Origin of the sequence: Halomonas alkalicola (assembly GCF_030704205.1) — a bacterium.
Lineage (GTDB): Bacteria > Pseudomonadota > Gammaproteobacteria > Pseudomonadales > Halomonadaceae > Halomonas > Halomonas alkalicola.
In genome coordinates this window covers 2,184,989-2,206,482 of sequence record NZ_CP131913.1, presented here as the reverse complement: position 1 = coordinate 2,206,482, position 21,494 = coordinate 2,184,989, and the positions used below count along the sequence as shown (strand labels likewise).

The 21,494-nt window shown below is 68.3% G+C and carries 24 protein-coding genes and 1 pseudogene; 8 read left to right on the top strand and 17 right to left on the bottom strand.

Features of this window, described 5'->3' with window-relative positions; translation table 11 throughout:
- Positions 1–13: 13 nt before the first annotated feature.
- The 5 genes from B6N23_RS10585 to B6N23_RS10565 all read left to right on the top strand — a co-directional run bounded on the left by B6N23_RS10585 (position 14) and on the right by B6N23_RS10565 (position 3,671).
- The gene (locus B6N23_RS10585) at positions 14–1,513 is read left to right on the top strand and encodes an MFS transporter (protein ID WP_305498622.1); all 1,500 of its coding nucleotides are present in this window, start codon (positions 14–16) and stop codon (positions 1,511–1,513) included.
- A gap of 178 nt (positions 1,514–1,691) precedes the next feature.
- Positions 1,692–2,114, top strand: a complete 423-nt coding sequence (locus B6N23_RS10580) for a DUF4870 family protein (RefSeq protein WP_302139824.1) — start codon at positions 1,692–1,694, stop codon at positions 2,112–2,114.
- A gap of 12 nt (positions 2,115–2,126) precedes the next feature.
- Positions 2,127–2,693 (top strand): hypothetical protein, encoded by a 567-nt coding sequence (locus B6N23_RS10575; RefSeq protein ID WP_305498619.1) that lies wholly within the window; start codon positions 2,127–2,129, stop codon positions 2,691–2,693.
- Between the two features lie 59 nt (positions 2,694–2,752).
- Positions 2,753–3,355 (top strand): cytochrome c oxidase subunit 3 family protein, encoded by a 603-nt coding sequence (locus B6N23_RS10570; protein WP_305498617.1) that lies wholly within the window; start codon positions 2,753–2,755, stop codon positions 3,353–3,355.
- 4 nt (positions 3,356–3,359) lie between these two features.
- Positions 3,360–3,671: a cytochrome C oxidase subunit IV family protein gene (locus tag B6N23_RS10565; RefSeq protein WP_302139828.1), complete on the top strand. Its 312-nt coding sequence runs from the start codon at positions 3,360–3,362 to the stop codon at positions 3,669–3,671.
- Positions 3,672–3,824: 153 nt separating this feature from the next.
- Here the strand turns inward: B6N23_RS10565 and B6N23_RS10560 are convergent, their stop codons facing one another.
- The 17 genes and pseudogenes from B6N23_RS10560 to B6N23_RS10480 form a co-directional block, all read right to left on the bottom strand.
- Entirely contained in the window at positions 3,825–4,037 is a 213-nt protein-coding gene (locus B6N23_RS10560; RefSeq protein ID WP_305498614.1) for a hypothetical protein, read from the bottom strand.
- A gap of 12 nt (positions 4,038–4,049) precedes the next feature.
- Positions 4,050–5,990, bottom strand: a complete 1,941-nt coding sequence (locus B6N23_RS10555) for a nitric oxide reductase activation protein NorD (RefSeq protein ID WP_302139830.1) — start codon at positions 5,988–5,990, stop codon at positions 4,050–4,052.
- Positions 5,991–6,389: 399 nt separating this feature from the next.
- Positions 6,390–7,430 carry an IS110 family RNA-guided transposase gene (locus tag B6N23_RS10550; RefSeq protein WP_169957516.1) on the bottom strand — a complete coding sequence of 347 codons (1,041 nt, stop codon included), beginning with the start codon at positions 7,428–7,430 and terminating at the stop codon, positions 6,390–6,392.
- A gap of 165 nt (positions 7,431–7,595) precedes the next feature.
- On the bottom strand, positions 7,596–8,405 hold the full coding sequence (locus tag B6N23_RS10545) for a CbbQ/NirQ/NorQ/GpvN family protein (protein WP_305498607.1): 810 nt from the start codon (positions 8,403–8,405) through the stop codon (positions 7,596–7,598).
- Between the two features lie 61 nt (positions 8,406–8,466).
- Complete coding sequence (locus B6N23_RS10540) at positions 8,467–9,420, bottom strand: cbb3-type cytochrome c oxidase subunit I (protein WP_305498605.1); 954 nt, start codon at positions 9,418–9,420, stop codon at positions 8,467–8,469.
- Between the two features lie 130 nt (positions 9,421–9,550).
- Positions 9,551–9,766: pseudogene (locus tag B6N23_RS10535) on the bottom strand (cbb3-type cytochrome c oxidase subunit I); the annotation flags it as partial.
- 97 nt (positions 9,767–9,863) lie between these two features.
- Entirely contained in the window at positions 9,864–10,310 is a 447-nt protein-coding gene (locus tag B6N23_RS10530; protein ID WP_119021272.1) for a c-type cytochrome, read from the bottom strand.
- 224 nt (positions 10,311–10,534) lie between these two features.
- Positions 10,535–10,852 carry a carboxymuconolactone decarboxylase family protein gene (locus B6N23_RS10525; protein ID WP_302139833.1) on the bottom strand — a complete coding sequence of 106 codons (318 nt, stop codon included), beginning with the start codon at positions 10,850–10,852 and terminating at the stop codon, positions 10,535–10,537.
- Between the two features lie 94 nt (positions 10,853–10,946).
- On the bottom strand, positions 10,947–11,342 hold the full coding sequence (locus B6N23_RS10520; RefSeq protein ID WP_305498602.1) for a SirB2 family protein: 396 nt from the start codon (positions 11,340–11,342) through the stop codon (positions 10,947–10,949).
- 19 nt (positions 11,343–11,361) lie between these two features.
- A complete protein-coding gene (locus B6N23_RS10515; RefSeq protein WP_305498600.1) occupies positions 11,362–12,558 on the bottom strand; it encodes an NnrS family protein in 1,197 nt (398 codons plus the stop codon).
- 116 nt (positions 12,559–12,674) lie between these two features.
- Positions 12,675–14,189, bottom strand: coding sequence for a nitrite reductase (locus tag B6N23_RS10510; RefSeq protein WP_305498598.1), 1,515 nt, complete (start codon positions 14,187–14,189; stop codon positions 12,675–12,677).
- On the bottom strand, positions 14,186–15,052 hold the full coding sequence (cobA, locus tag B6N23_RS10505; RefSeq protein WP_305498596.1) for a uroporphyrinogen-III C-methyltransferase: 867 nt from the start codon (positions 15,050–15,052) through the stop codon (positions 14,186–14,188). Before cobA ends, B6N23_RS10510 begins: the two co-directional genes overlap by 4 nt.
- Positions 15,053–15,097: 45 nt before the next feature.
- Positions 15,098–16,297, bottom strand: coding sequence for a heme d1 biosynthesis radical SAM protein NirJ (nirJ, locus tag B6N23_RS10500; RefSeq protein WP_305498594.1), 1,200 nt, complete (start codon positions 16,295–16,297; stop codon positions 15,098–15,100).
- A gap of 3 nt (positions 16,298–16,300) precedes the next feature.
- Positions 16,301–16,849: a siroheme decarboxylase subunit beta gene (ahbB, locus tag B6N23_RS10495; protein WP_305498592.1), complete on the bottom strand. Its 549-nt coding sequence runs from the start codon at positions 16,847–16,849 to the stop codon at positions 16,301–16,303.
- Complete coding sequence (locus tag B6N23_RS10490; protein ID WP_305498590.1) at positions 16,824–17,369, bottom strand: AsnC family transcriptional regulator; 546 nt, start codon at positions 17,367–17,369, stop codon at positions 16,824–16,826. The genes ahbB (B6N23_RS10495) and B6N23_RS10490 overlap by 26 nt, the downstream gene beginning before the upstream one ends.
- Entirely contained in the window at positions 17,366–17,884 is a 519-nt protein-coding gene (ahbB, locus tag B6N23_RS10485; protein ID WP_305498587.1) for a siroheme decarboxylase subunit beta, read from the bottom strand. The genes B6N23_RS10490 and ahbB (B6N23_RS10485) overlap by 4 nt, the downstream gene beginning before the upstream one ends.
- Positions 17,881–18,354: an Lrp/AsnC family transcriptional regulator gene (locus B6N23_RS10480; RefSeq protein ID WP_119021265.1), complete on the bottom strand. Its 474-nt coding sequence runs from the start codon at positions 18,352–18,354 to the stop codon at positions 17,881–17,883. The genes ahbB (B6N23_RS10485) and B6N23_RS10480 overlap by 4 nt, the downstream gene beginning before the upstream one ends.
- A 235-nt stretch (positions 18,355–18,589) precedes the next feature.
- Here B6N23_RS10480 and B6N23_RS10475 point away from each other — a divergent pair, with 235 nt between their 5' ends.
- The 3 genes from B6N23_RS10475 (at position 18,590) to B6N23_RS10465 (ending at position 21,449) form a co-directional block, all read left to right on the top strand.
- Positions 18,590–18,940 carry a c-type cytochrome gene (locus B6N23_RS10475; RefSeq protein ID WP_302139846.1) on the top strand — a complete coding sequence of 117 codons (351 nt, stop codon included), beginning with the start codon at positions 18,590–18,592 and terminating at the stop codon, positions 18,938–18,940.
- Between the two features lie 18 nt (positions 18,941–18,958).
- On the top strand, positions 18,959–20,167 hold the full coding sequence (locus tag B6N23_RS10470; protein WP_305498583.1) for a cytochrome D1 domain-containing protein: 1,209 nt from the start codon (positions 18,959–18,961) through the stop codon (positions 20,165–20,167).
- 112 nt (positions 20,168–20,279) lie between these two features.
- Entirely contained in the window at positions 20,280–21,449 is a 1,170-nt protein-coding gene (locus B6N23_RS10465) for a globin domain-containing protein (protein WP_305498580.1), read from the top strand.
- Positions 21,450–21,494: the final 45 nt, after the last annotated feature.

Here is a 21,494-nt window from a genome sequence, read left to right as displayed (position 1 = left end):
GGATGACTTCACCATGAAAGTCGCTGACCTCTTCAAGGTACGCACTCCTGAGATCAGGGCCCTGCACCTGACCTGGATCGCGTTCTTCATCACCTTCTACGTCTGGTTCAACATGGCGCCGCTGGCCACCAGCATGCTGCGCGACGTCGACTGGCTGACCCAGGACCATATCCGCCTCTTTGCCATCTGCAACGTGGCGCTGACCATCCCGGCGCGCATCATCGTCGGCATGGCGCTGGACCGCTTCGGCCCCCGTCGGGTCTTCTCGATCCTGATGGTGACCATGGCGATTCCCGCCCTGGCCTTCGCCTTCGGCAACTCCTTCACCCAACTGCTGGTCGCGCGCCTGGTGCTGAGCTCCATCGGCGCCAGCTTCGTGGTCGGCATCCACATGACCGCGCTGTGGTTCAAGCCCAAGCACATCGGCTTCGCCGAGGGCTTCTACGCCGGCTGGGGCAACTTCGGCTCCGCCGCCGCCGCCATGACCCTGCCCACCATCGCCATCGTCTGGTACGGCGGCGACGAGGGCTGGCGCTGGGCCATCGCCCAGAGCGCCTTCGTGATGGCCGCCTACGGCGTCTACTACTGGTTTGCCATCACCGACGGCCCCTCCGCCACCTCCCACCGCAAGACCCGCAAGGCGCTGGCCATGGAGGTCAGCAGCTGGGGCGACATGATCAAGCTGATCCTTTGGACCATCCCGCTGGTGGGCTGTCTCGCCATCCTGGTGTGGCGGATTCAGGACATGGGCTTCATGTCCATGACAGCGGCGGTGATCTCCTACCTGGCGATCCTGGCGATCGTCATCTACCAGGTGGTGCAGATCATCCGCGTCAACGTGCCGATCCTGAAGAAGGGCGTGCCGGAGGACGACAAGTACCACTTCAACAGCGTGGCCGCGCTCAACACCACCTACTTCGCCAACTTCGGCGCGGAGCTGGCGGTGATCTCCATGCTGCCGATGTTCTTCGAGCAGACCTGGGGGCTGACCGCCGCGGCCGCCGGCCTGATCGCCTCGTCCTTCGCCTTCGTCAACCTGGTGGCGCGCCCCATGGGCGGCGCGGTCTCCGACCGCATGGGCAACCGGCGCTTCGTGATGCTCAGCTACATGTTCGGCATCGGCATCGGCTTCACCCTGATGGGCATGATGAACGAGACCTGGCCGCTCATCCTGGCCATCGCCATCACCATCTTCACCTCCTTCTTCGTGCAGGGCTCCGAGGGCGCCACCTTCGGCATCATCCCCTCGATCAAGCGCCGCATCACCGGCCAGATCTCCGGCATGGCCGGCGCCTACGGCAACGTGGGGGCGGTGGTCTACCTGACCATCTTCACCTTCGTCACCCCGACCCAGTTCTTCTACATCCTGGCCGCCGGCGCCTTCCTCAGCTGGCTGGTCTGCTTCATCTGGCTCAAGGAGCCGGAGAGCGGCTTCGCCGACGAGTACTACCTCTCCTCGGTGGACAAGATGATCGAGGAGCAGGAGCAGCTGAAGGCCGAAGGCAAGGCCTGACGCTCACACCCACCACCCGACCCGCTGCGCCCGGCCCGCCCGGCCCCGCCGGGCGCAGCCGTTTCCGGCCTCACCGTCCGCGACCTTGATTTCCGACAAAGACGCCGGCGGATGCGGGCGTCATAGTAGTATCCAGAATGCATCAAATCAGGCAGCACTCGACAGGAGCCAAGGCGACATGTCCCACACCGACACCACCCTCGCACCCGACACCCGGGGCCGTGGCCTGGCCGCGGCCATCTACGTGCTCTACCTGGGCAGCATCATGGCGGTGATCACCGCTCCCATCGGCGTAGTAATCGCCCATATCCGGCGCGGCCGCGTCCCGCCCATGGCCGACAGCCACCTGCTGTTCCAGATCCGCACCTTCTGGCTGGGGGCCCTGGGCGGCGCCATCGCCCTCGCGGCCTGGAACCTGCTGGGCTGGATCGGCGCCCCCGCCTGGGCCTCCTGGGTGCTGGGCTACGGTTTCTTCACCGCCTGCCTGATCTGGACCATCGCGCGCTGCGGCGTCGGCATCCAGCGGCTGATGGCCGCGCGCCCCGTCGACAACCCGCGTAGCCTGCTGTTCGGCGGTGCCGCCGTTCGCCTCGGCGACTGAGGGAGCCCCACCATGACGCACACCACGCTATCGCACCGGCCATCCGTGCCGCGCTCCCCTGCCGTGACCGGCCTGGCCTGGGGCTTCATCCTGTTTGCCCTCGCCACCCTGCTGCTGGTGATCCTGAGCCGCGCACCGGGCGATGCCCTGGCCATGACCCTGGGCGTCGATTCCAGCAGCGGCGGGCTGACCGGGGGCGTGGCCTGGATGATCGAGCGCAGCACCCGGGTCGCCAGCCTGCTGCTGCTCGGCGCCCTGGTCACCCTGGGCCTGGCCGTCGCCCTGCTGCGCCGCCTGCCCTGGGCGAGGCGCGCCTTCATCGCCCTGATGGCGACGGGCTTCGTCGGCGTGCTGGGCGGCGCGGCCCTGACGCCGCTGACCTTCAGCCTGCTGCCGGACACCGCCACCACCGAGGCGGTCAACGTCGAGGACCCGGTCGCCGGCCTGATCGGCCTGCTCGGCGGGCTGATCCTCCTTGCCACCCTGCTCACCGCGCTCTTCGCCTGGGCGGGCTGGAAGCTGACCACCCCGGCGGTGCGTGCCGAGTTCGAGCGCACGCCCCTCCCCGCCGAGGGCTGAGATGACAAGGTCCGACATGGAGGGCCGACGTGGATAGGGCTGAAATGGACAGGGCTGAGATGGAAAGGGCCGAGCGGAGCGAACAGGACGCCGGCCGGGAGCGCCCGCTGCCCAACCCGGGCTGGGGGCCGCTCTCGGCGCTGCCGGGCAACCCGCTGATGTGGGTACTGATCTTAAGCGAGATGCTGGTCTTCGCCGCCTTCTTCGGCATGTTTGCCTGGCTGCGCGCCGGCGAGCGCGAGGTGTTCGATGCCTCCCAGCAGCTGCTCGACCCGGTGGCCGGGGGCCTCAACACCCTGGTGCTGCTGACCAGCGGCCTCTTCGCCGCCCTGGCATCCCAGGCCATCGCCGCGGGAGAGGTTCGCCGCTGCCGCCAGTGGCTGGGGGCCGCCTTCGCCCTCGGGGTGCTCTTCTGCGTGGTCAAGGTGGTGGAGTATGCCGACAAGCTGGGGCAGGGCATCCTGCCCGAGACCAACACCTTCTTCACCTTCTACTACCTGTTGACCGGCTTCCACTTCGCCCATGTGCTCTTCGGCCTGGGGCTGATCGCCCTGGTGGCCTGGAAGGTCTCCCACGACAACGTGGAGACCGCCGCCGCCTTCTGGCACATGGTCGACCTGATCTGGATCCTGCTCTACCCGATCATCTACCTGCTGAGGTAAGCCGATGAATGTCTCGACGAAGGCCGCCCCCGATGGCGCCACCCGCCGGCTGTTGATCACCTGGGCGGTGCTGATGGGCCTGACCCTGATCACCATGGCCTCGGCCCGGCTGGGCGGCGAGGCGCGCCTAGAGGCGCTGCCGCTGTGGTCGGCAGGCCTGCTGCTGGCCACCACCTTCTTCAAGGCTCACCGGGTGCTGATGGTCTACCTGGGCCTTCACGCCTCGACGCCGGCCTGGCGCGGCGCCTTTACCGGCCTCACCCTCTTCACCCTGCTGCTGGTGGGCGCCGGCTACCTGGTAGCCCAGGCGGCTTGAACTAGCCTGTCGCGAGAGGCGCCGGGGGCAGACCGAAGAGGAGGTCCGTGGACCAGGGATGGTCTAGGTAGCCTCCAGGGATGGATTCGTGGCGCCTCCTCACAGGTCTGACGCCGGATCAGCCTCGAGCGCCATTGCCAGGAACGGAAGGGGTCAGGGCGGCGGGCCGACGCCGGCCCAGTCGGCCAGGCGGCGCCCCAGCCAGATCAGTCCCCACACCGCGAAGGGCACCACGAACATCACCAGGATGCCCCAGTCGCGGGTGTTGATCAGCCAGGACAGCGGGGTGATCACCGCCAGGGCGACCAGCAGGCCCACGGCGACGGCGATGGCGGGACGGCGATTCGGCACGGCGGCGTTGCGCATGATGGTCGCTCCTCAGTGGCCGATGATCTGGCGGTAGATGCCCGGCAGCGCAAGGGCGAGGTGCTCGGGCCGATTGACGATGGCGTAGCTGCCGCGGCCGAACAGGTGCGAGACGTACTGATGCGCCTCACGGTCCACGGTGACGCCGAACACCCTCACCTCCTGCTGGCGCGCCTCGAGCACCGCCTTGCGGGTGTCCTCGATGCCGTAGCGCCCCTCGTAGTAGTCGGTATCGTTGGGCTTGCCGTCGGTGATCACCAGCAGCAGGCGATGGCGGTTGGGGCGCTTGGCCAGCTCCTGGGTCACGTGGCGGATCGCCGGCCCCATGCGGGTGTAGTGGCCCGGCTTCAGCGCCGAGATGCGTCTCGCCACCCGCTCGCTCATGCCCTCCTCGAAGGTCTTGAGGGTGTTGACCCACACCTTCTGGCGGCGGTGGGAGGTGAAGCAGTGGATGGCATAGTCGTCGCCGCAGCCGGCCAGGCCGTGGCCCAGCACCATCAGCGCCTCCTTCTCCACGTCGAGCACCCGGCGATCGTCCAGCCAGGCATCGGTGGAGAGCGAGACATCCACCAGGATATCCACCGCCAGGTCGCGGGCCTGCTCGCGGGCCGTCATGTAGAGGCGGTCGCTGGCCTCGCCGGTGGCGGCCAGGTCGCAGCGGGATCGGATCACTGCGTCCATGTCGAGCTCGTTGCCGTCGACCTGGCCGCGCAGGATCTCGCGGCGCGGACGCAGCGCCTCGAACTCCCGGCGCACCCGGCGGATGCGCCGCCGGGTGGCGTCGTCCGGCTCCCACTGCTCGCCCTCCTCGCTCTGCAGGTCGGTGATCACCTGGCAGTGGTCGGGCAGATAGCACTGCTTACGGTAGTTCCACTCGGGGTAGAGCTGCTTGCCGCGTAGCCGCTCGCCCAGCGCCTCGTCCGGCGGCAGGTCGAGGTCGACCTTGAGCCGGGTCGCCGCCCGCTGCTTGTGCGGGCTGATGACGATCTCCTCGATCTGCTCGGCGGCGCGCTTGGCCTCCTCGTCCTCGTTGTCCTCCACCAGGCGGTTGAGGTTCACCATCTCGGTCCAGGAGAGCATCTTCTCGAAGCGGTTGGCGATCAGCGGGTCGTCGCGCTCCGACTGGTCCTGGCGGCGGCGCTCCGCCTTGCGCTTGCCCTCGCTGGCCTGCTGGGCGCTGTTGGTCTCGCCGTCGTGGGGGTCCTCGTCGCTCTCCTCGCGGCCGTGGCCCACGCCCAGGTGCACCACCTGGCCCCACAGGGGGACCGGCAGCGGGGGACGATAGCCCCGCGGCGCCTGGAACGCCTCGAGTGACGCCTGCGGGTCGGCCACGGCCGCCGCCATGGAGGCGGCCCAGCCCTCCAGGGGGGAGTCATCCCCCAGCAGGGCGCGCAGGGTGGCTTCCAGGGCCTGCTCCATGGGCGGCAGCTTGCGGCGCACCGGGCGCACCGCCAGCAGGGCCGCACAGAGGTCGCGATAGCGCCCGGCGAGGCCCGGAAAGCGCTCGAGGGTCGCCTCGGTGGCGCGCATCCCCTCGCGCAGCCGCGCCAGGTCATTCTGCAGCGGGTCGGCGTGAAGGCCCGGATGCCGGGAGACCGCCAGGAAGGCGGTCAGCCAGAAGTAGAGGTCGCGGTTGAGGCGTGCCTCGGGAAAGAAGTCCAGGGTCGGCGGCAGCAGCAGCGCCTCCTCGTCGCGCCGCGCCTGGTCGATGGCTTCGTCATCGAAGCCGAGGCGCTGGCGCAGCGAGAGGCGGTGCGCGGAGCTGCGCGCCACGATGGCGGCGACCTCCAGGCCGCTCTCGCCACCGCTGGCACGGAAGAAGACCCCGAGCACGTGGCGCAGCTCCTCCAGGGCCACGGCGGCCTCCGGGTAGCGCCGATAGCTTGCCGCACCGGAGGCCCAGCGGTGCCAGTGGCGGCCGACGAACTCCTCGACCTCGAGAAAGTGCAGCATGATCGATCTCCTGACTCTGAAGGCGCTGACTCGTATCGGCGCCTCCTTGCTCGCGGCTGATTCGGCGGCAGGCCCCGGGGCGCCGGACCGACGAGGAGGCGCTGTGAATACATCCCTGTACGTATATGGAGTCCTCCCCGTTTGCAAGCACGAGGCACGATGGTCGGTAGGTACGACTGCACACGTATATCCGGTCTCAGTAATGATGCTCTCATGAACATCGGACCTTGATGGGCTATCCGCACGTCAGCTCCCAATCGCTACCTCGAGCTCAAAAGGCTCAGCGTCCAGAAGGGGTTGTCTGACGTCGGTTCGACCTGTTCGCCATCCTGCAGCATGCTCAGCAATCGTGGTGGACGGTGCTCAATATTATATTAACGTGCTAAATCCAATGGTTTTTCATGCCGAAAGCCGGGACGCCAGCGACGCATCATAGGCGCTCTCATGGCGGGTTACCGCCCAGGCGATACGTGCCGTCTTGTTGGCCAGTGCGACGACCGCCACATTGGCATGTTTGTGCTCGGCCAGGTGCCTGACCCACTGGCTCAGGCCGTCGTCCTTGGTACCCACATGCCGGAGCACCGATCGCGCACCATGCACCAGTAGCTTGCGCAGGTAACTGTCGCCGCGTTTGCTGATGCCCAGCAGGCGGTCTCGCCCCCCGGTGCTGTGTTGTCGAGGCGTCAAGCCGAGCGAGGCGGCAAAATCTCGCCCGCGCCGAAAGCTCTTGCCATCGCCGAGGGCGCCGGCCAGCGCGGTGGCGGTCAGTGGACCGATACCCTGCAGCGTCATCAGCCGCTTGGCCACGGGGTCTGCCTTGGCCTGTCGCTCGAGGCTCGCCGTGACCGTCGCGATGCGCTCATCCAGGTGTCGCAGATCCTCGGCAAGGCCGGCAAGCAGGACACGAAAGGCATCCGTCAGCCCGTTGTCTGCCTCTTCCAGCCAGCGAGGCAGGGCGGCACGCAACTGACCGATACCCACCGGAGCGACCAGGCCATACTCCCCCACCAGCCCACGTATCTGATTGGCCTTGGCCGTGCGCTGCCGTACCAGCTCTTCACGAATGCGGTGTGCCGCCTGGGTATCCTGCTGAGCGACGCTCTTGACGGCCACGAAGCGCATGCTGGGCCGCCCCATGGCTTCACAGATCGCTTCGGCGTCGACTCGGTCATTCTTGTTGCTCTTCACGTAGGGCGTCACGAACTGTGCGGCGATCAACTTGACGCGATAGCCTCGCTCCTGCAAGGCCCGCGCCCAGTAGTGAGACGAGGCACAGGCTTCCATGCCGATTTCGGCTCCCGCCGGCACCCGCTTGCTGACCTCATCCAGCCATTTTTCGCGGGTGTACTTACCTTGCCACTGCACCTGATCATGGCGATCGACGCCGTGGACATGAAAAACAGACTTTGCGATATCGACGCCGACACGGGTAATGTTCATGACGAGTTCTCCTCACCCTCAGGCTGGTTGGTGTTCCTGCCCACCAGTGTGGCGCAATGACGCCGATATAGGGTGGGGAGGACTCCATCCCATTGCTACCGACGCCATCCCTGGCGTAGGACCTCCTCTTCGGCCTGCCCCCGACGCCCCTCGCCATAGAATGCTTCAACCGAAAGTGGCGTTAATCGCTTCCATAAGCCCTTCCTGGACGTCCAGATCGTCGGTCAGGGGCTCCACCAGGGTGGCCCGAGCGGCGGTCAGGATCGGCATGCCGGCCTGGATCAGGGTGGCGCAGTAGACCAGCAGGCGGGTAGAAACCCCCTCCTCCAGGTCCTGGCCCTTGAGCTCGCTCAGGCGGGTGGCCAGGTTGACCAGGGCGGCGCAGCGCTCATGGGGCAGGCCACTCTCGCGGGCCACGATGCCGCACTCGATATCCGGCGGCGGGAAATCGAAGGACATCGCCACGAAGCGCTGGCGGGTACTGGGCTTCAGGGACTTGAGAATGTGCTGATAGCCGGGGTTGTAGGAGACCACCAGCATGAAGTCGTCGGGCGCCTCGAGGAGTTCCCCGGTGCGCTCCAGGGGCAGCAGGCGGCGGTCGTCGGTGAGCGGGTGCAGCACCACGGTGACGTCCTTGCGCGCCTCGACCACCTCGTCGAGATAGCAGATGCCACCCTCGCGCACGGCGCGGGTCAGCGGGCCGTCGACCCAGCGGGTCTCGCCACCCTGGAGCAGGTAGCGGCCGGTGAGGTCGGCGGCGGTGAGATCATCGTGACAGGACACGGTGTAGAGCGGTCGACCCAGCTTGGCCGCCATGTGGCTGACGAAGCGCGTCTTGCCACAGCCGGTGGGGCCCTTGAGCAGCAGCGGCAGGCGCTGCTGGTAGGCCTGCTCGAAGAGGGCACACTCGTTGGCGACCGGTTGGTAGAAGGGTGCCTCCTGGTCGAGCTCGGGCAGGGGTGCGATATGGGACATGAGTCACTCCAGAAGCCGGAAGGAAGCGGGCCACGGCGACCGCCGCGGCCCGCCGGGGGCCTTACTCGGTAGCGGTCAGCGGCCTGCTGGTGGCGGGCACCTGCTCACGCGCCGGCCCGAAGACCGCGTAGATGAACATCAGCGCGGCGATGCCGACGAAGATGCCGGTACCGAAACGCATCACGTAGAAGAGGTTCAGCTGGTCCTGGACCTGCATGAAGTTCATGCCGAGCACCCGCTGCAGGTGGGTCTGGACGACACCTGCGAAGGTCAGGGTGAAGGTCATGAACCACATGGCGGAAGTCATGATCCAGAAGGCCCACATGTTCAGCACCTGGTTGTAGGGCTGCACACGACGGAGCTGCGGCATGGCGTAGGTGATGATGCCCATGATCAGCATCACGTAGGCGCCGTAGAAGGCCAGGTGGCCGTGGGCCGCGGTGATCTGGGTGCCGTGGGTGTAGTAGTTGATCCACGACAGGGTGTGCATGAAGCCCCACACGCCGGCGCCGAAGAAGGCCACGGCGGCACAGCCCATGGTCCACAGCATGGCGGCCTTGTTGGGGTGGTTGCGGTTGCCCTTCCAGAACATGTAGAAGGCGAACACCACCATGGCGAAGAACGGGATCACCTCGAGGGTGGAGAAGATGCTGCCGATGGGCTGCCAGTAGCCGGGGGTGCCGATCCAGTAGTAGTGGTGGCCGGTGCCCAGCAGGCCGGAGAAGAGCGCCAGGCCGACGATGACGTAGAGCCACTTCTCGATGATTTCGCGGTCCACGCCGGTCATCTTGATCAGCAGGTAGCCGAGCAGGGAGGCCATGATCAGCTCCCACACGCCTTCCACCCAGATGTGGACGATCCACCACCACCACAGCTTGTCCAGTGCCAGGTTGTCGGGGTTGTAGAAGGCGAACAGCCAGAACACGGCGGCCAGCCAGAGGCCCAGCATCAGCACCATGTTGATGGCCGTCTTGCGCCCCTTGAGCATGGTCAGGCTGGTATTGAACAGGAACATCAAGAACGAGATCGTGATCAGGAGCTTCGACCAGAGCGGCTGCTCGAGGTAGTGGCGCCCCCCTCGTGGATGCCGAACTGTAGCTGATCAGCGCGCCGGCGCCGGCGATAGCGAAGATGCCCAGCTGCAGGTAGGCGAGGTTGGGGCTATAGATCTCGTTCTCGGCCTCCTCGGGCATCAGGTAGTAGGTGCAGCCCATAAAGCCGATCAGCAGCCAGACGATCAGCAGGTTGGTATGGCTGGTACGGGTGATGTTGAAGGGCATGGCCTCGGACATGAAGTGAGGCCAGACATAGGCGGCGGCGGCGGCGAGACCGAAGACGATCTGCAGCGCGAACAGCGCCATCGCGACCATGAAGAATGGCAGGGCCACCTTCTGCGTTTCATATTTCATCGGTGCGGCTCTCCTTGGTTCTGGAATCCGGCTGTGTCATGGGTCCGGATCAACCGGCCGGATGGGGCGGCCAGCCCTGGGTGTCGATGGAGTCGGTCCACTCGAAGAAATCGATCAGTGCCTCCATCTCTTCGTCGTTGATCTCGAAGTAGGGCATCTGACGACGGTTCGGTGCTCCGGTGGGCTGGGCGCGCATCCAGGCCGCCAGCGCCATGCGGGCGCCCTCGGGGTTCTGGTGGCCGCCGTAGCGGGTCCAGACGTTGCCGACTTCCGGTGCGAAGTAGGAGCCTTCACCGAGGATGGTGTGGCAGTTGATGCAGTTGTGCTCCTCCCATACGTGCTTGCCCAGCCGCACGGAGTCCGTGAGCGGCTGGGTCGAGGTGTTGACGATGTAGTAGTGGCTGTGAGCCGTCAGCGCGGCAAACACCAGGAAGAAGAACAGCGACCCGCCATAGAAGATGTTGCGGGCCGCTGCCTTTGTCAGGCCTTCGGTCATGGACCATACCCCCTTGCTAGTCTGTCTTCTTGTGGAAAACGACCGATGGTGCCGGCCGCCTCCGCCCCCTTAATATGCATTCTCTATGCATGTTAAAGAGTAGCAGCGAGGACGCGTCCATGACTTTGACGAGGGTCAATAGGGAGGAGGCCGAATCACATTGGCAAGGCTTGCCAGACCTGGCGGGATAGGCAGGGCCGGCAGCGCACTGCCGGCCGGGAGGGTCACTTCTCGGTGAGATCCTCGATCCAGGTCAGGGCCGCCACGCCGGTGGGCAGGCCCAGGGTCGGGATGGCCAGCATGGCCACCTGCTTGAGCGCCTCGGGAGACTCGCCCTCCTCCAGGCCGCGGCGGGCGTGGGAGTGCACCGCCCCCTCGGAGCGCGCGCCCACGGCCAGCGCCAGCTTGACCAGGCGGCGGGTGCGCTCATCCAGGGGACCGGCCTCGGCGCAGGCCTTACCCAGCTCGGCATAGGCGTCCCACACCTCGGGATACTGCTCGGCGACCTTGCCGGCGCCGGCGGGAAGTTGCTCTTGGCTCATCGAATCGCTCCTTGTGGGCTGGAGTGGGTGCCGGGGAAGGTCGGCGCCCAAGCGGGAGTATAGTGAGCTCCGGCCCCCGGCGTCATGCCGCGCCTCAGCCGGCCGCCAGCCAGGAGAGCGGGCTGTTGTGCAGCGCCGCCCCCAGCATGTAGGCGAAGGTGGCCACCGCTGCCAGGGCCGCGCCCCCGCGCACCGCGGGGCTGCGCCCGCGCTTGATCGCCAGGGTGCCCAGGCCGATGTAGAGCAGCAGGGCGATCAGCTTGGCGGCAAGCCAGGGGTGGTGCTGGGGCCACATCCTGAGCATCACCATCAGCAGCACGCCGAGCGTCAGCAGCAGGGTGTCGTTGACGTGAGGCAGCACCCTGACCCAGCGGCGCTGGAGCCAGGACGACTCGCGCACCGACCACCAGGCCCGCACCACGACGAACAGCAGGCTCAGGGTGGCGGTGGTGATATGCAGGTGCTTGATCAGAAAGTAGTGCTCGATCATCTCGAACCTCGCTGGAAGCCTAGCCGTCCTTGCCATCCGCGCGGGTGGTCAGCAGCGGCAGCGTGTAGTGGAACAGGAAGATCAGGTAGGCGATGCACCAGAACAGGATGCTGAGGTTGTAGGTCCAGTGGGTGATCTGGGGAAACATCGCCAGCACCGGCGAGCGCAGCAGGGCGCCGGCGAACATCAGCACAAGCCCCACGCCGATGCCCGGCAGGGTTCGAATCTCGCGGCCGGTATGGCCAAGCGCCACCCGGGACATCATCGCCAGCATCATGGAGGCGATGCCGCCGATGGCCAGGGCATGCAGCGCCAGCTCCACCCGGAACACCCCGGTCTGGGCCAGGGCCCACATCACCAGCCCCACCACGATGAAGGCATAGCTCAGGTGCAGCCCCCACAGCAGCGGCTCATGCAGGGTGTGCCATCCCTCCCAGGGGGCCAGGCGCACGCCGTTGGCGGCGGCCGCCACCAGCATCGTCCAGCCCAGCAGGCCCGCCGGCAGCACGACACCGAGCACCACCGCCAGCTGCAGCAGCACCACGGCGTAGATGGACCACAGCGAGAGGCGCTCGAGCATCGGCCAGTCGGCCGGCTTGGCACGCCCCAGCTTGCGGGAAGTGAAGAAGGGGATGACCCGGCCGCCCAGCAGCACCATCAGGGTGGCGATCAGCAGCACCCCCAGGTAGCCGCCCTCGCGGATCGGCGGCAGCTGGCCGCGCATCACCCCGAGGTGCATGGCCAGGTTGGCCACCGCCATCAGCAGCAGCAGCGGCACGAAGACCAGGTTGCGCCACTGGCGCGCCGCCACCACCATGCGCGCCAGCGCCAGGGCGGCCAGGGGCAGGAAGGCCAGGTCGATGGCCATCAGCACCCCGGCGGGCAGCCCCATGGGGAAGGCGATCAGCAGCCGGGCCGCCAGCCAGAGGCCGACCAGGCCCAGCAGCGGCGCGCCCCGCAGGCTCGGCTGGCCGGTCCAGTTCTGCGCCGCGGTGAGCAGGAAGCCCACCGCAACGGCGGCGCCGAAGCCGAAGATCATCTCGTGCTGGTGCCACCACATCAGCCCGCCGTGGGGGCGCAGCAGGATATCGCCGTGCCAGAAGGCGAACCACACCACCATGGCCAGCACGCTGAACAGCGAGGCGAGCAGGAAGAGGGGGCGGAAGGCGAGCCGGGCGACGGGGATGCCGGCCGGCTCGGGTTGGGGTGACGTCATGGCAGCTGTCCCGACGGTTGCGCTAGATTTCCCATTGTGCCTTGCCCGAGGCCGCCGGGGCCATGACAGGTATCAAGAATATTTCTTATCGCGGCCGCTCGGTGACCGCCCGGTGCCTACCGGGTCTGGTTCCAGATGTTGTACTTGCCGGAGGGGCGTTTCATGGGCATCCGCCCCAGCTCCTCGAGGGTATCGGCATCGAACCACAGCAGGTAGCCATCATCCTCCCAGATGCTCAGCAGCAGGGTCTCGCCGCGCCGGTCGAACTCCACGTGGGCGGCGGTCTTGCCCGGCTCCGGAATCAGCGTCTCGACGACCTGAAGGCTCTGCTTGTCGAGCACATGGACGCGATCCTGATGGGGACCGAAGAAGACATCCACCCAGGCGTAGGGGGAGTTCTCGTGGCTGCGCGTGAAGAAGCCCGGACCGTCAGTCTCGATATGGGTGATCAGCGACCAGTCGTTCATATCGAGCACCGAGACCCGCCCCATGTTGAGATGGGGCACGGCCATCACGCTGGTGCCATTGCGCTCCCAGGTCAGGCTGGACCCCAGATGCGGCATGCCCTCCAGGGGCAGGTCCGCCACCTTGCGCGCCTCGTCGAGGTCGAACACCTGAGCGCCCCGGCCACCACGCGTTGCGCCGATGACATGGCGATAGTCACGATCGAAGAAGAAGTTGTCCAGGTGGTCGGGCGCCTTCACACGATGCAGGGCGACATCGCCCAGAATCGTCTCATCGCCCTCGATGCGCTCCTCCGGCCAGCGTATCTCCCAGACCTCGGGGATATCGGGAAGCGCCGCCACGAAGCTGTTGCGTGGCGCCGCGGTATAGACGGCGCTGACCCGGGAGGTCTCGCCGCTGAGCCCCTCCGCAGGGATCCTGGCAACCAGATCGAGGTTCCGGGCATCCAGCAGCACCAGGCTGTGGGGCAGGTAGTTGCCCGCCAGCACGTAGCGCCCATCGGCGGAGACGGCGATGTTGCGCATGTTGATGCCGGCGCGCACCTCGGCGGTCACCGCCAGGTTGTAGATGTCGTACTTGGTCACCCAGCCATCCCGGGAGCCGAAGTAGACATAGCGACCATCGGCGGAGAACTTGGGCCCACCGTGTAGGGCATAGCGGCTGGGGAAGCGGGTGATGCGCTCGAAGGTGTCGCCGTCCAGCAGGCTGACGTGGTGATCGCCGATCTCCACCACCAGGAAGAGGTTCTTCAGATCCTCGACCTCGAATACCGGCGCGTCCGGCAGGCTGCCATGGGGGTGAGCGACATCGTGGCTGGCCAGGATATCGGCCTCTTCCCAGGCCAGGTCATGCTCAGGCGGCGTGAAGATCCACTCGGCCAGGGCCGCCACCTCCTCCTGAGACAGCAGCTCGCGGTAGGCCGGCATCTCGGTGTCCTTCCGCCCCTCCAGTATCGTCGCCATGGCGTCGTCGGGGCGGACACGGGCCAGGTTATCCGGCAGCAGCGCCGGCCCGATGCCGCCCAGCCGGCTGACGCCGTGGCAGATCGCGCAGTGATGGTTGTAGAGCACGTTGGCATCGGGCTCCGCGGCCATCAGCGGCAGGGCGGGGGCGGCCAGCAGGCCGCCCAGCAGCAGGGTGCGCAGGGTCGTCACGGCGTGTCTCACAGCGCCACCCTCCCCATCCCGTGCGCCAGGGCGTCGATGGCGTCTTCCGGCGTCCGGGCCAGGCGGGTCATGGCCGGCGCCAGGGTCTCGGCCAGGCTGACCACCTCGCCCACCACGATCAGGGTCGGCGGCCGGAAGGCCTCGCGCTCGATCGCCCCCACCAGATCCCCCAGGGTGGTCAGCAGGTGGCGCTGCTCCGGCGTGGTGCCCCGCTCCACCAGGGCCACCGGAGTCTCGGCGGGCATGCCGTGGGCCTGCAGCTCGCGGCGGATCAGCTCGGCGTTGGCCAGCCCCATGTAGAACACCGTGGTGTGATGGGGCACCGCCAGAGCCGCCCAGTCGAGGGCCAGGTCCCGGTCCCCCTTGCAGTGGCCGGTGACGAAGGTGACGCTCTGGGCGTAGTCGCGGTGGGTCAGCGGGAAGCCGGCGTAGCTGGAGCAGCCCGAGGCCGAGGTGATGCCCGGCACCACCCGGAAGCCGATGCCGTGCTCGATCAGGTACTCGGCCTCCTCGCCGCCGCGGCCGAAGATGTAGGGGTCGCCGCCCTTGAGGCGCAGCACCCGCTGGCCCTCGCCGGCCAGCCACACCAGCAGGGCGTTGGTCTCGTCCTGGGTCAGGGCGTGGCAGCGCGAGGCCTTGCCCACGTAGTAGCGGCGCGCCTCGGGCCTGGCCATGGCGAGGATCTCGGCGGAGACCAGCCGGTCGAACACCAGGCAGTCGGCCTGCTGCAGCAGCGACAGGGCGCGCAGGGTCAGGAGGCCGGGATCGCCCGGGCCGGCGCCCACGATGGCGACCTCGCCCGGCGCCAGCGGCGCCTCGTCGAGGCCGAAGTGGCAGGTCTGGTTGTGTCGGAATGCTGTCATGGCTCGCTCTCCCGGAGCATCACGGTCTGAATTCTCGCTCGACGTTCAGAGCTCGGTGGCCTGAATGGCCTCGTAGGGTGCCGACACCCGCCGCTCGCCGTCGGCACTGGCGCCGATCTCCTCGTTGGTGAGGTAGCAGCCGGGATCCTCTTCCCAGGGGTCCCCGGTCACCTTCCAGGCCCGCACCCGGGTGTTGCCGTTGCAGATGTCGAGGAAGCGACACTCGGCGCAGCGCCCCTTGAGCGGCCGCGGCCGCTGGCGAAAGCCCGCCATCAGGGGGTCTGTGGTGTCGCGCCAGATTGTGGAGAAGGGCCGCTCCCGGACGTTGCCGAGGTCGTGGTCCCACCAGAAGGTATCCGGGTGGACGTTGCCGAGGTTGTCGATGTTGGCGATATGCTCGCCCGAGGCGTTGCCGCCCCAGTTGACCAGCCGCTGGCGCAGGGCGTCGGCCTGGTCGGGGAAGTGCTCCCGGGCCCACATCAGCAGGAAGGGGCCGTCGGCGTCGTTGTTGCCGGTGACGTACTCGCGCTCCACGCCGCGCTCGAGCTCGTCGCGGCAGTGGTCGAAGAGCCGGGTCATGGCATCGCGGGTCATGCGGTACCAGGCATCCTGCTTGCTGTGGCGCCGGCCGCGGCCGCCGTAGTTGAGGTGCGAGAGGTAGAACTTGTCGACGTCGTGTTCCTCGATCAGCGCCAGGATGTCGCCGAGCTGCTCGTAGTTCTCGCGGGTCAGGGTGAAGCGCAGACCCACCTTGATGCCGCGCTCCTTGCACAGCTTCACCGCGTGCATCGACTCGCGGAAGGCGCCCTGGCGCTGGCGGATGACGTCGTGGGTGGCCTCCAGGCCGTCGATGCTGATGCCCACGTAGTCGTAGCCGATGGCGGCGATCGCGTCGATGTTGGACTCGTCGATCAGGGTGCCGTTGGTGGAGAGCCCGGTGTAGATGCCCAGCTCCCGGGCGCGCCGCGACAGCTCGAAGATGTCCGGGCGCATCAGCGGCTCGCCGCCGGAGAGGATCAGCGCCGGCACCCGGAAGCCCTTGAGGTCGTCGAGCACCGCATGGGCCTCGGCGGTGGAGAGCTCGCCGGCGAAGTCGATGTCGGCCGAGGTGGTGTAGCAGTGCTTGCAGGTGAGGTTGCAGCGGCGGATCAGGTTCCAGATCACCACCGGCCCCGGCGGCTTGCGGGCCGTCGGGATCGGGGTCGGCTCCATCAGGCTCTTGATATAGCGGGTGACGCGAAACATGGCTTACCTCCTGGGCTCGGGCTTTCGCCCGGCACCGGGTCGGCCGGCCAGTCGCAGGCCGGTCTTCTTGAGAATGCGGGAGCTGTAGAGGATGCGGTGGTCTCGGCAGGCCTCGCCGAGCAGCGCGCGCAGCGCCTCGGCCTGGCGCTCGACCTCCTCCCGGGTGTGGCCGTGAAGCATGGCAAAGAGGTTGTAGGGCCAGTCGGGAAGGTGGCGCGGGCGGCGGTAGCAGTGGCTGACCCCGGGCAGGGTCGCCACCTCGCGGCCGAGGCGGTCGATCTGGGCGTCGTCCACGTCCCACACCGTCATGCCGTTGGCCACGTAGCCGAGCCGGTAATGGTTGGGCACCGCCGCGACGCGGCGCACGATGCCCACCTCCTGCATGCGAGCCAGGCGAGCCCGAACCTCTTCGGCGCCGAGCCCCAGCGGCCGGCCCACCGCGCCCCAGGGGTCGGGCACCAGGGGCAGGCCGGCCCGGGTGGCCAGCACGATGGCGCGATCGGTGGCGTCGAGCAGCGAGGATGACTCAGACGGGCAGGTGGAGACGGACATGGAATTCCTCCTGCTTGGGCATGTTGAAGACGGGCAGGCCGGTCGCGGCCTCGATCTCGTCGATCACTTCCTGGATGCGCTCCGGCGTCTCGGTGGCCAGCACGAACCACATGTTGAGCGCGTGCTCGCGGCGGTAGTTGTGAGCCACCTCGGGAAAGGCGTTGACCGCCTCCACGACCGCCTCGAAGTCCGGCTCCGGGACCGCCAGGGCGGCCAGGGTCAGGCCGCCGCCGAGGCGCTCGGCGTGGTACATGGGGCCGAAGCGGCTGAGCACCCCCGCCTCCAGCAGCCGCTCCAGGCGGTAGAGCAGCTCGCCCTCGGAGAGGTCGAGCTCCGCGGCCACGGCGGCATAGGGCGCCGCCACCAGCGGCAGGCCATCCTGCAGGCGGTTGATCAGGCGCCGATCGGCGGCGTCCAGCTCGGCGGCCGGCCCCGCGGCGGCGGGCTGGCGTGCAGCGGCGGCGGGCTGGCGTGCAGCAGCGGCGGGCTGGTGTGTAGCGGTGGCGGGCATGGCGGTCATGGGCGCTCCTCGGCGGTATAGCGGCCGCCGTGCTGGCGGTAGGCCTTGAGGCTGAACAGCACGCGGTGGGGGATGGCCTGCAGCGCCTGGCGCTCGACGATCTCGTCGAGGGCGGCCAGCACGCGCTCGCGGCGGGTGCCGTGGATCATGCAGAACAGGTTGTAGGGCCAGTCGGGCAGGCGCCGCGGCCGGCGGTAGCAGAGGGTGACGACGGGCTCGGCGGCCAGGCGTCGGCCGAGCTCGGCCACCTCGGCGTCGGGCACGTCCCACACCACCATGGCGTTGGCGGTGATGCCCAGGGCGCGGTGACGCACCACCAGGCCGAGGCGCTTGACCAGCCCCTCGGCCTGCCAGCGACGCACGCAGGCCATCACCTGCGCTTCGCTCAGGCCGCACTGCTCGGCCAGCGCCTGCCAGGGGCGCGGCACCAGCGGCAGCCCCTGCTCGACCAGGGCGCGCAGGCGGCGCTCGGCGAGGGGCTCTGCGCAGGCGGGAGCCGGCTGTCGGGCGTTCATGGCGCCTCCAGTTCATGCCAGGGGATCGGGAAGCCGAGGTCGATATGGAACCCCTCGAGCATGGGCAGGCGCAGGATCTCGCGCTCGAGCTCCGCCTCCAGGGCATCGAGGCGGGCCTCGAGGACCGCCTCGTCCGGCGCGGTCATCACGAACCAGAGGTTGAAATCGTGCTCGCGCAGGTAGTTGTGGTTGACGCCGGGGGCGCGGTTGATCGCCTCCGCCACGGCATCGCGCGAGGGCCCGGGCGCCGCCACCGCGGCCAGCAGGCTGGCGCCGGCCCGGGCGTGGTCGAACACCGGCCCCACTCGGCTGAGCACCTCGAGATCCGCCAGGCGTGCCAGGCGCTCGAGCACCTCCGCCTCGCTGCTGCCCAGGCGCGCCGCCATGGCGGCGAAGGGCCGCTCGCAGACCGGCAGGCCTCGCTGGTAGGCGTCGATCAGTTGGCGGTCCAGGGGGGCGAGTGTGACCATGGGGCGCTCCTCGTGGCGCTTTTAAGATGCCTTTCTCGAGCATCTTACCTGCAGCCCGAACCCCGCAAGCGGAGAACTCCGCGGTGGTTGACGCAAGTCAAAAGAGGCATGCGGAATGCCCTTTTATGACCCGATCCCCTTCGCAACGGCGCCGCGGCTTGATATTCATCAACGCAGAGCGCCGCCCGGACGGCGAGACTCGGGTATCCGTCAGCCACCTCCTGCGAGCCCCGATATGCCCAAGAGAGCCCTTCCCCTGCTGTTACTCGGCCTGGCCTGGCTGCTGCCCCAGGTGGTCCAGGCGGAGAGCCGGGACGCCGACGCCCTGAACCCCGAGCGCCTGGAGACCCTGCTCTACCAGGACTGCGGCTCCTGCCACGGTATGACCCTGCGCGGCGGCCTCGGCCCCGCCCTGCCCCGCGACCGCATGCAGACCCTGAGCCCCGAGGCGCTGACGCACATCATCCGCCACGGCATCCCCGGCACCGCCATGCCCGGCTGGAAGGCGCTGCTCAGCGAGGAGGAGGCGCGCTGGATCGCCGAGCACCTGCAGACCGACAACCGCCTGAAGACCCTGGACGACTGATCCCCCGAGGAGACCGCCATGCCGTTGCACCGCCCCTTCAAGACCCTGCTCGCCGCCGGCGCCCTGTCGCTGCTGGCCGCTGGCCCCGCCCTGGCCGAACCCGCCGTGGAGCTGCGCGGCACCGGCGACCTGGGCGTGGTGATCGAGCGCGCCACCGGCAGCGTGGCGCTGGTCGACACCACCCACAAGCGGGTACTCAGGAACATCGAGGGCTTCGGCGACCTCTCCCACGCCTCGGTGAAGTTCACCCGCGACGCCCGCCACGCCTTCGTCTTCGGCCGCGACGGCGGCCTGACCCGGCTCGACCTGCTCACCGGCGAGATAGACGGGCGCATCATCCAGGGCGGCAACAGCATCGGCGGCGCCATCTCCCAGGACGGCCGCTTCGTGGCGGTGGGCAACTACGAGCCGGGCGGCGTGAAGGTGTTCGACGTCGAGACCATGGAGCTGGTGGTCGACGTGCCGGCCACCTACGAGAAGGCCGACGGCACCACCGACCAGGCCAAGGTGGTGGGCGTAGTGGACGTGCCGGGCAACATGTTCGTGTTCAGCCTCTTCGAGGCCGGGGAGATCTGGACCCTGGACATGTCCACCGAGGAGCACGAGGTGACCCGCTACCGGGACATCGGAAGCATGCCCTACGACGCCCTGATCACCGCCAACGGGCGCTACTACATTGCCGGGCTGTTCGGCGAGGACGGCATGGCGCTGCTCGACCTGTGGCACCCGGAGAAGGGCGTGCAGCGCATCCTGCCCGACTACGGTCGCGGCGAGGAGCGCCTGCCGGTCTACAAGATGCCCCACCTGGAGGGCTGGGCCATGGCCGGCGACCAGGCCTTCTTCCCCGCCGTGGGCCGCAACGAAGTGCTGGTCGCCGATACCCGCGACTGGTCCCTGACCCAGCGCATCGAGGTGCACGGCCAGCCGATCTTCGTGATGAGCCGCCCCGACGAGCAGCAGGTGTGGGTCACCTTCGCCCACCCCGACAACGACCGCGTCCAGGTGATCGACACCCGCACCCACGAGGTGATCGAGACGCTCTCCCCCGGCGAGTCGATCCTGCACAAGGAGTTCACCCCCCGCGGCGAGCACATCTGGATCTCCGCCCGGGACAGCGGCCACGTGGTGGTCTACGACACCCGTACCTTCGAGGAGCTGGCCCGCCTGCCGGCGGAGTCCCCCAGCGGGATCTTCTTCACCCACCGGGCCCACCGCATCGGCCTGTGAGGGATGCGTCGGGGGGGCGACAATTCGCCCCATGACAGCGCCCCCACTAAGAGGTATTTTATATGCATCTTAAAAAACACCCCCCGACGAACGACTAGAAGAGGAGCCAGCCATGCTGACCCCTGCCCAGGAAGCCCTAATCGCAGCCACCGCCCCCACCGTCGCCGAGCATCTCGACGCCATCACCCAACGCTTCTATCCGCTGATGTTCGACCGCTACCCCGAAGTGAAGCCGCTATTCAACGAGGCCCACCAGGCCGACGGCGGGCAGCCGAGGGCCCTGGCCGGTGCCGTGCTGGCCTATGTGCAGCTACGCCGTGATCGCGAGAAGGTGCGCGAGACCCTGGCCACGGTGGTCAGCAAGCACGTCTCCCTGGACATCCGCCCCGAGCACTACCCCATCGTCGGCGAGTGCCTGATGACCGCCATCGGCGAGGTGCTCGGTGACGCCGTGACACCGGAGATCGCCGCCGCCTGGAGCGGTGTCTACGAGGAGCTGGCCGGCCTGCTGATCGAGCTGGAGGCCCACCGTTATCGGACGTTCGAGCAGCGACCCGGCGGCTGGCGCGGTACCCGCACCTTCCGCATCGCCGAGATCCGCCAGGAGAGCGCCGTGATCCGCTCCTTCGTGCTGGCGCCCGTGGACGGCGACCCGGTGGCCGAGCATGCCCCGGGCCAGTACATCGGGGTCAGGCTGACCCTCGACGGCGAGCCGCTCTATCGCCACTACAGCCTCTCGGCGCTGCCCAACGGCCGCACCTACCGGATCTCCGTCAAGCGCGAGCCGGAAGGGCGCGCCAGCCGCCACCTGCATGACGCCATGGCACTCGGCGATACCCTGGAGCTGCTGCCCCCGGCCGGCGACCTGACCCTGGTCGAGGGTGACGAACCGCTGCTGCTGGCCTCCGGCGGCGTCGGCCAGACGCCGATGCTGCCCCTGGCCCACCAGGCGCTGGCCCAGGGTCGCCGGGTGGTCTATCTGCACGCCGCCCTGGATGCCAAGCATCACGCCTTCCGTGACGAGGTCGCGGCCCTGGCCGAGGCCCACCCGGAACGGCTTCAGGCGGTGAGCGTCCACGAGCGCGGCGAGGCGGCCGACCATGTGGGCCGCGTCGACCGCGCGCTGCTGGCCCGGCTGCTGCCGGAAGGGGCACGCTGCTACACCGTCGGCCCCCAGGGTTTCATGAGCGCCGTCGACCGGGCCCTGGCCGAGCTGGGCGTGCCGGCCGAGCGCCGCCACCACGAGCACTTCGGCCCCTCGCGCCCCCTCGACGCCGCCTGAGTCCGCCGTCGCTGCCCCGGGCGCCGTCTGCCACCTGAACTGAAG

What these genes read in the sequence shown, in the direction of transcription:
- B6N23_RS10585 (WP_305498622.1), top strand. Translation starts at nt 14, where the DNA reads ATGAAAGTCGCTGACCTCTTCAAGGTACGCACTCCTGAGATCAGGGCC.
- B6N23_RS10580 (WP_302139824.1), top strand. Translation starts at nt 1,692, where the DNA reads ATGTCCCACACCGACACCACCCTCGCACCCGACACCCGGGGCCGTGGC.
- B6N23_RS10575 (WP_305498619.1), top strand. Translation starts at nt 2,127, where the DNA reads ATGACGCACACCACGCTATCGCACCGGCCATCCGTGCCGCGCTCCCCT.
- B6N23_RS10570 (WP_305498617.1), top strand. Translation starts at nt 2,753, where the DNA reads ATGGAAAGGGCCGAGCGGAGCGAACAGGACGCCGGCCGGGAGCGCCCG.
- B6N23_RS10565 (WP_302139828.1), top strand. Translation starts at nt 3,360, where the DNA reads ATGAATGTCTCGACGAAGGCCGCCCCCGATGGCGCCACCCGCCGGCTG.
- B6N23_RS10560 (WP_305498614.1), bottom strand. Translation starts at nt 4,037, where the DNA reads ATGCGCAACGCCGCCGTGCCGAATCGCCGTCCCGCCATCGCCGTCGCC.
- B6N23_RS10555 (WP_302139830.1), bottom strand. Translation starts at nt 5,990, where the DNA reads ATGCTGCACTTTCTCGAGGTCGAGGAGTTCGTCGGCCGCCACTGGCAC.
- B6N23_RS10550 (WP_169957516.1), bottom strand. Translation starts at nt 7,430, where the DNA reads ATGAACATTACCCGTGTCGGCGTCGATATCGCAAAGTCTGTTTTTCAT.
- B6N23_RS10545 (WP_305498607.1), bottom strand. Translation starts at nt 8,405, where the DNA reads ATGTCCCATATCGCACCCCTGCCCGAGCTCGACCAGGAGGCACCCTTC.
- B6N23_RS10540 (WP_305498605.1), bottom strand. Translation starts at nt 9,420, where the DNA reads ATGTTCCTGTTCAATACCAGCCTGACCATGCTCAAGGGGCGCAAGACG.
- B6N23_RS10530 (WP_119021272.1), bottom strand. Translation starts at nt 10,310, where the DNA reads ATGACCGAAGGCCTGACAAAGGCAGCGGCCCGCAACATCTTCTATGGC.
- B6N23_RS10525 (WP_302139833.1), bottom strand. Translation starts at nt 10,852, where the DNA reads ATGAGCCAAGAGCAACTTCCCGCCGGCGCCGGCAAGGTCGCCGAGCAG.
- B6N23_RS10520 (WP_305498602.1), bottom strand. Translation starts at nt 11,342, where the DNA reads ATGATCGAGCACTACTTTCTGATCAAGCACCTGCATATCACCACCGCC.
- B6N23_RS10515 (WP_305498600.1), bottom strand. Translation starts at nt 12,558, where the DNA reads ATGACGTCACCCCAACCCGAGCCGGCCGGCATCCCCGTCGCCCGGCTC.
- cobA (WP_305498596.1), bottom strand. Translation starts at nt 15,052, where the DNA reads ATGACAGCATTCCGACACAACCAGACCTGCCACTTCGGCCTCGACGAG.
- nirJ (WP_305498594.1), bottom strand. Translation starts at nt 16,297, where the DNA reads ATGTTTCGCGTCACCCGCTATATCAAGAGCCTGATGGAGCCGACCCCG.
- ahbB (WP_305498592.1), bottom strand. Translation starts at nt 16,849, where the DNA reads ATGTCCGTCTCCACCTGCCCGTCTGAGTCATCCTCGCTGCTCGACGCC.
- B6N23_RS10490 (WP_305498590.1), bottom strand. Translation starts at nt 17,369, where the DNA reads ATGACCGCCATGCCCGCCACCGCTACACACCAGCCCGCCGCTGCTGCA.
- ahbB (WP_305498587.1), bottom strand. Translation starts at nt 17,884, where the DNA reads ATGAACGCCCGACAGCCGGCTCCCGCCTGCGCAGAGCCCCTCGCCGAG.
- B6N23_RS10480 (WP_119021265.1), bottom strand. Translation starts at nt 18,354, where the DNA reads ATGGTCACACTCGCCCCCCTGGACCGCCAACTGATCGACGCCTACCAG.
- B6N23_RS10475 (WP_302139846.1), top strand. Translation starts at nt 18,590, where the DNA reads ATGCCCAAGAGAGCCCTTCCCCTGCTGTTACTCGGCCTGGCCTGGCTG.
- B6N23_RS10470 (WP_305498583.1), top strand. Translation starts at nt 18,959, where the DNA reads ATGCCGTTGCACCGCCCCTTCAAGACCCTGCTCGCCGCCGGCGCCCTG.
- B6N23_RS10465 (WP_305498580.1), top strand. Translation starts at nt 20,280, where the DNA reads ATGCTGACCCCTGCCCAGGAAGCCCTAATCGCAGCCACCGCCCCCACC.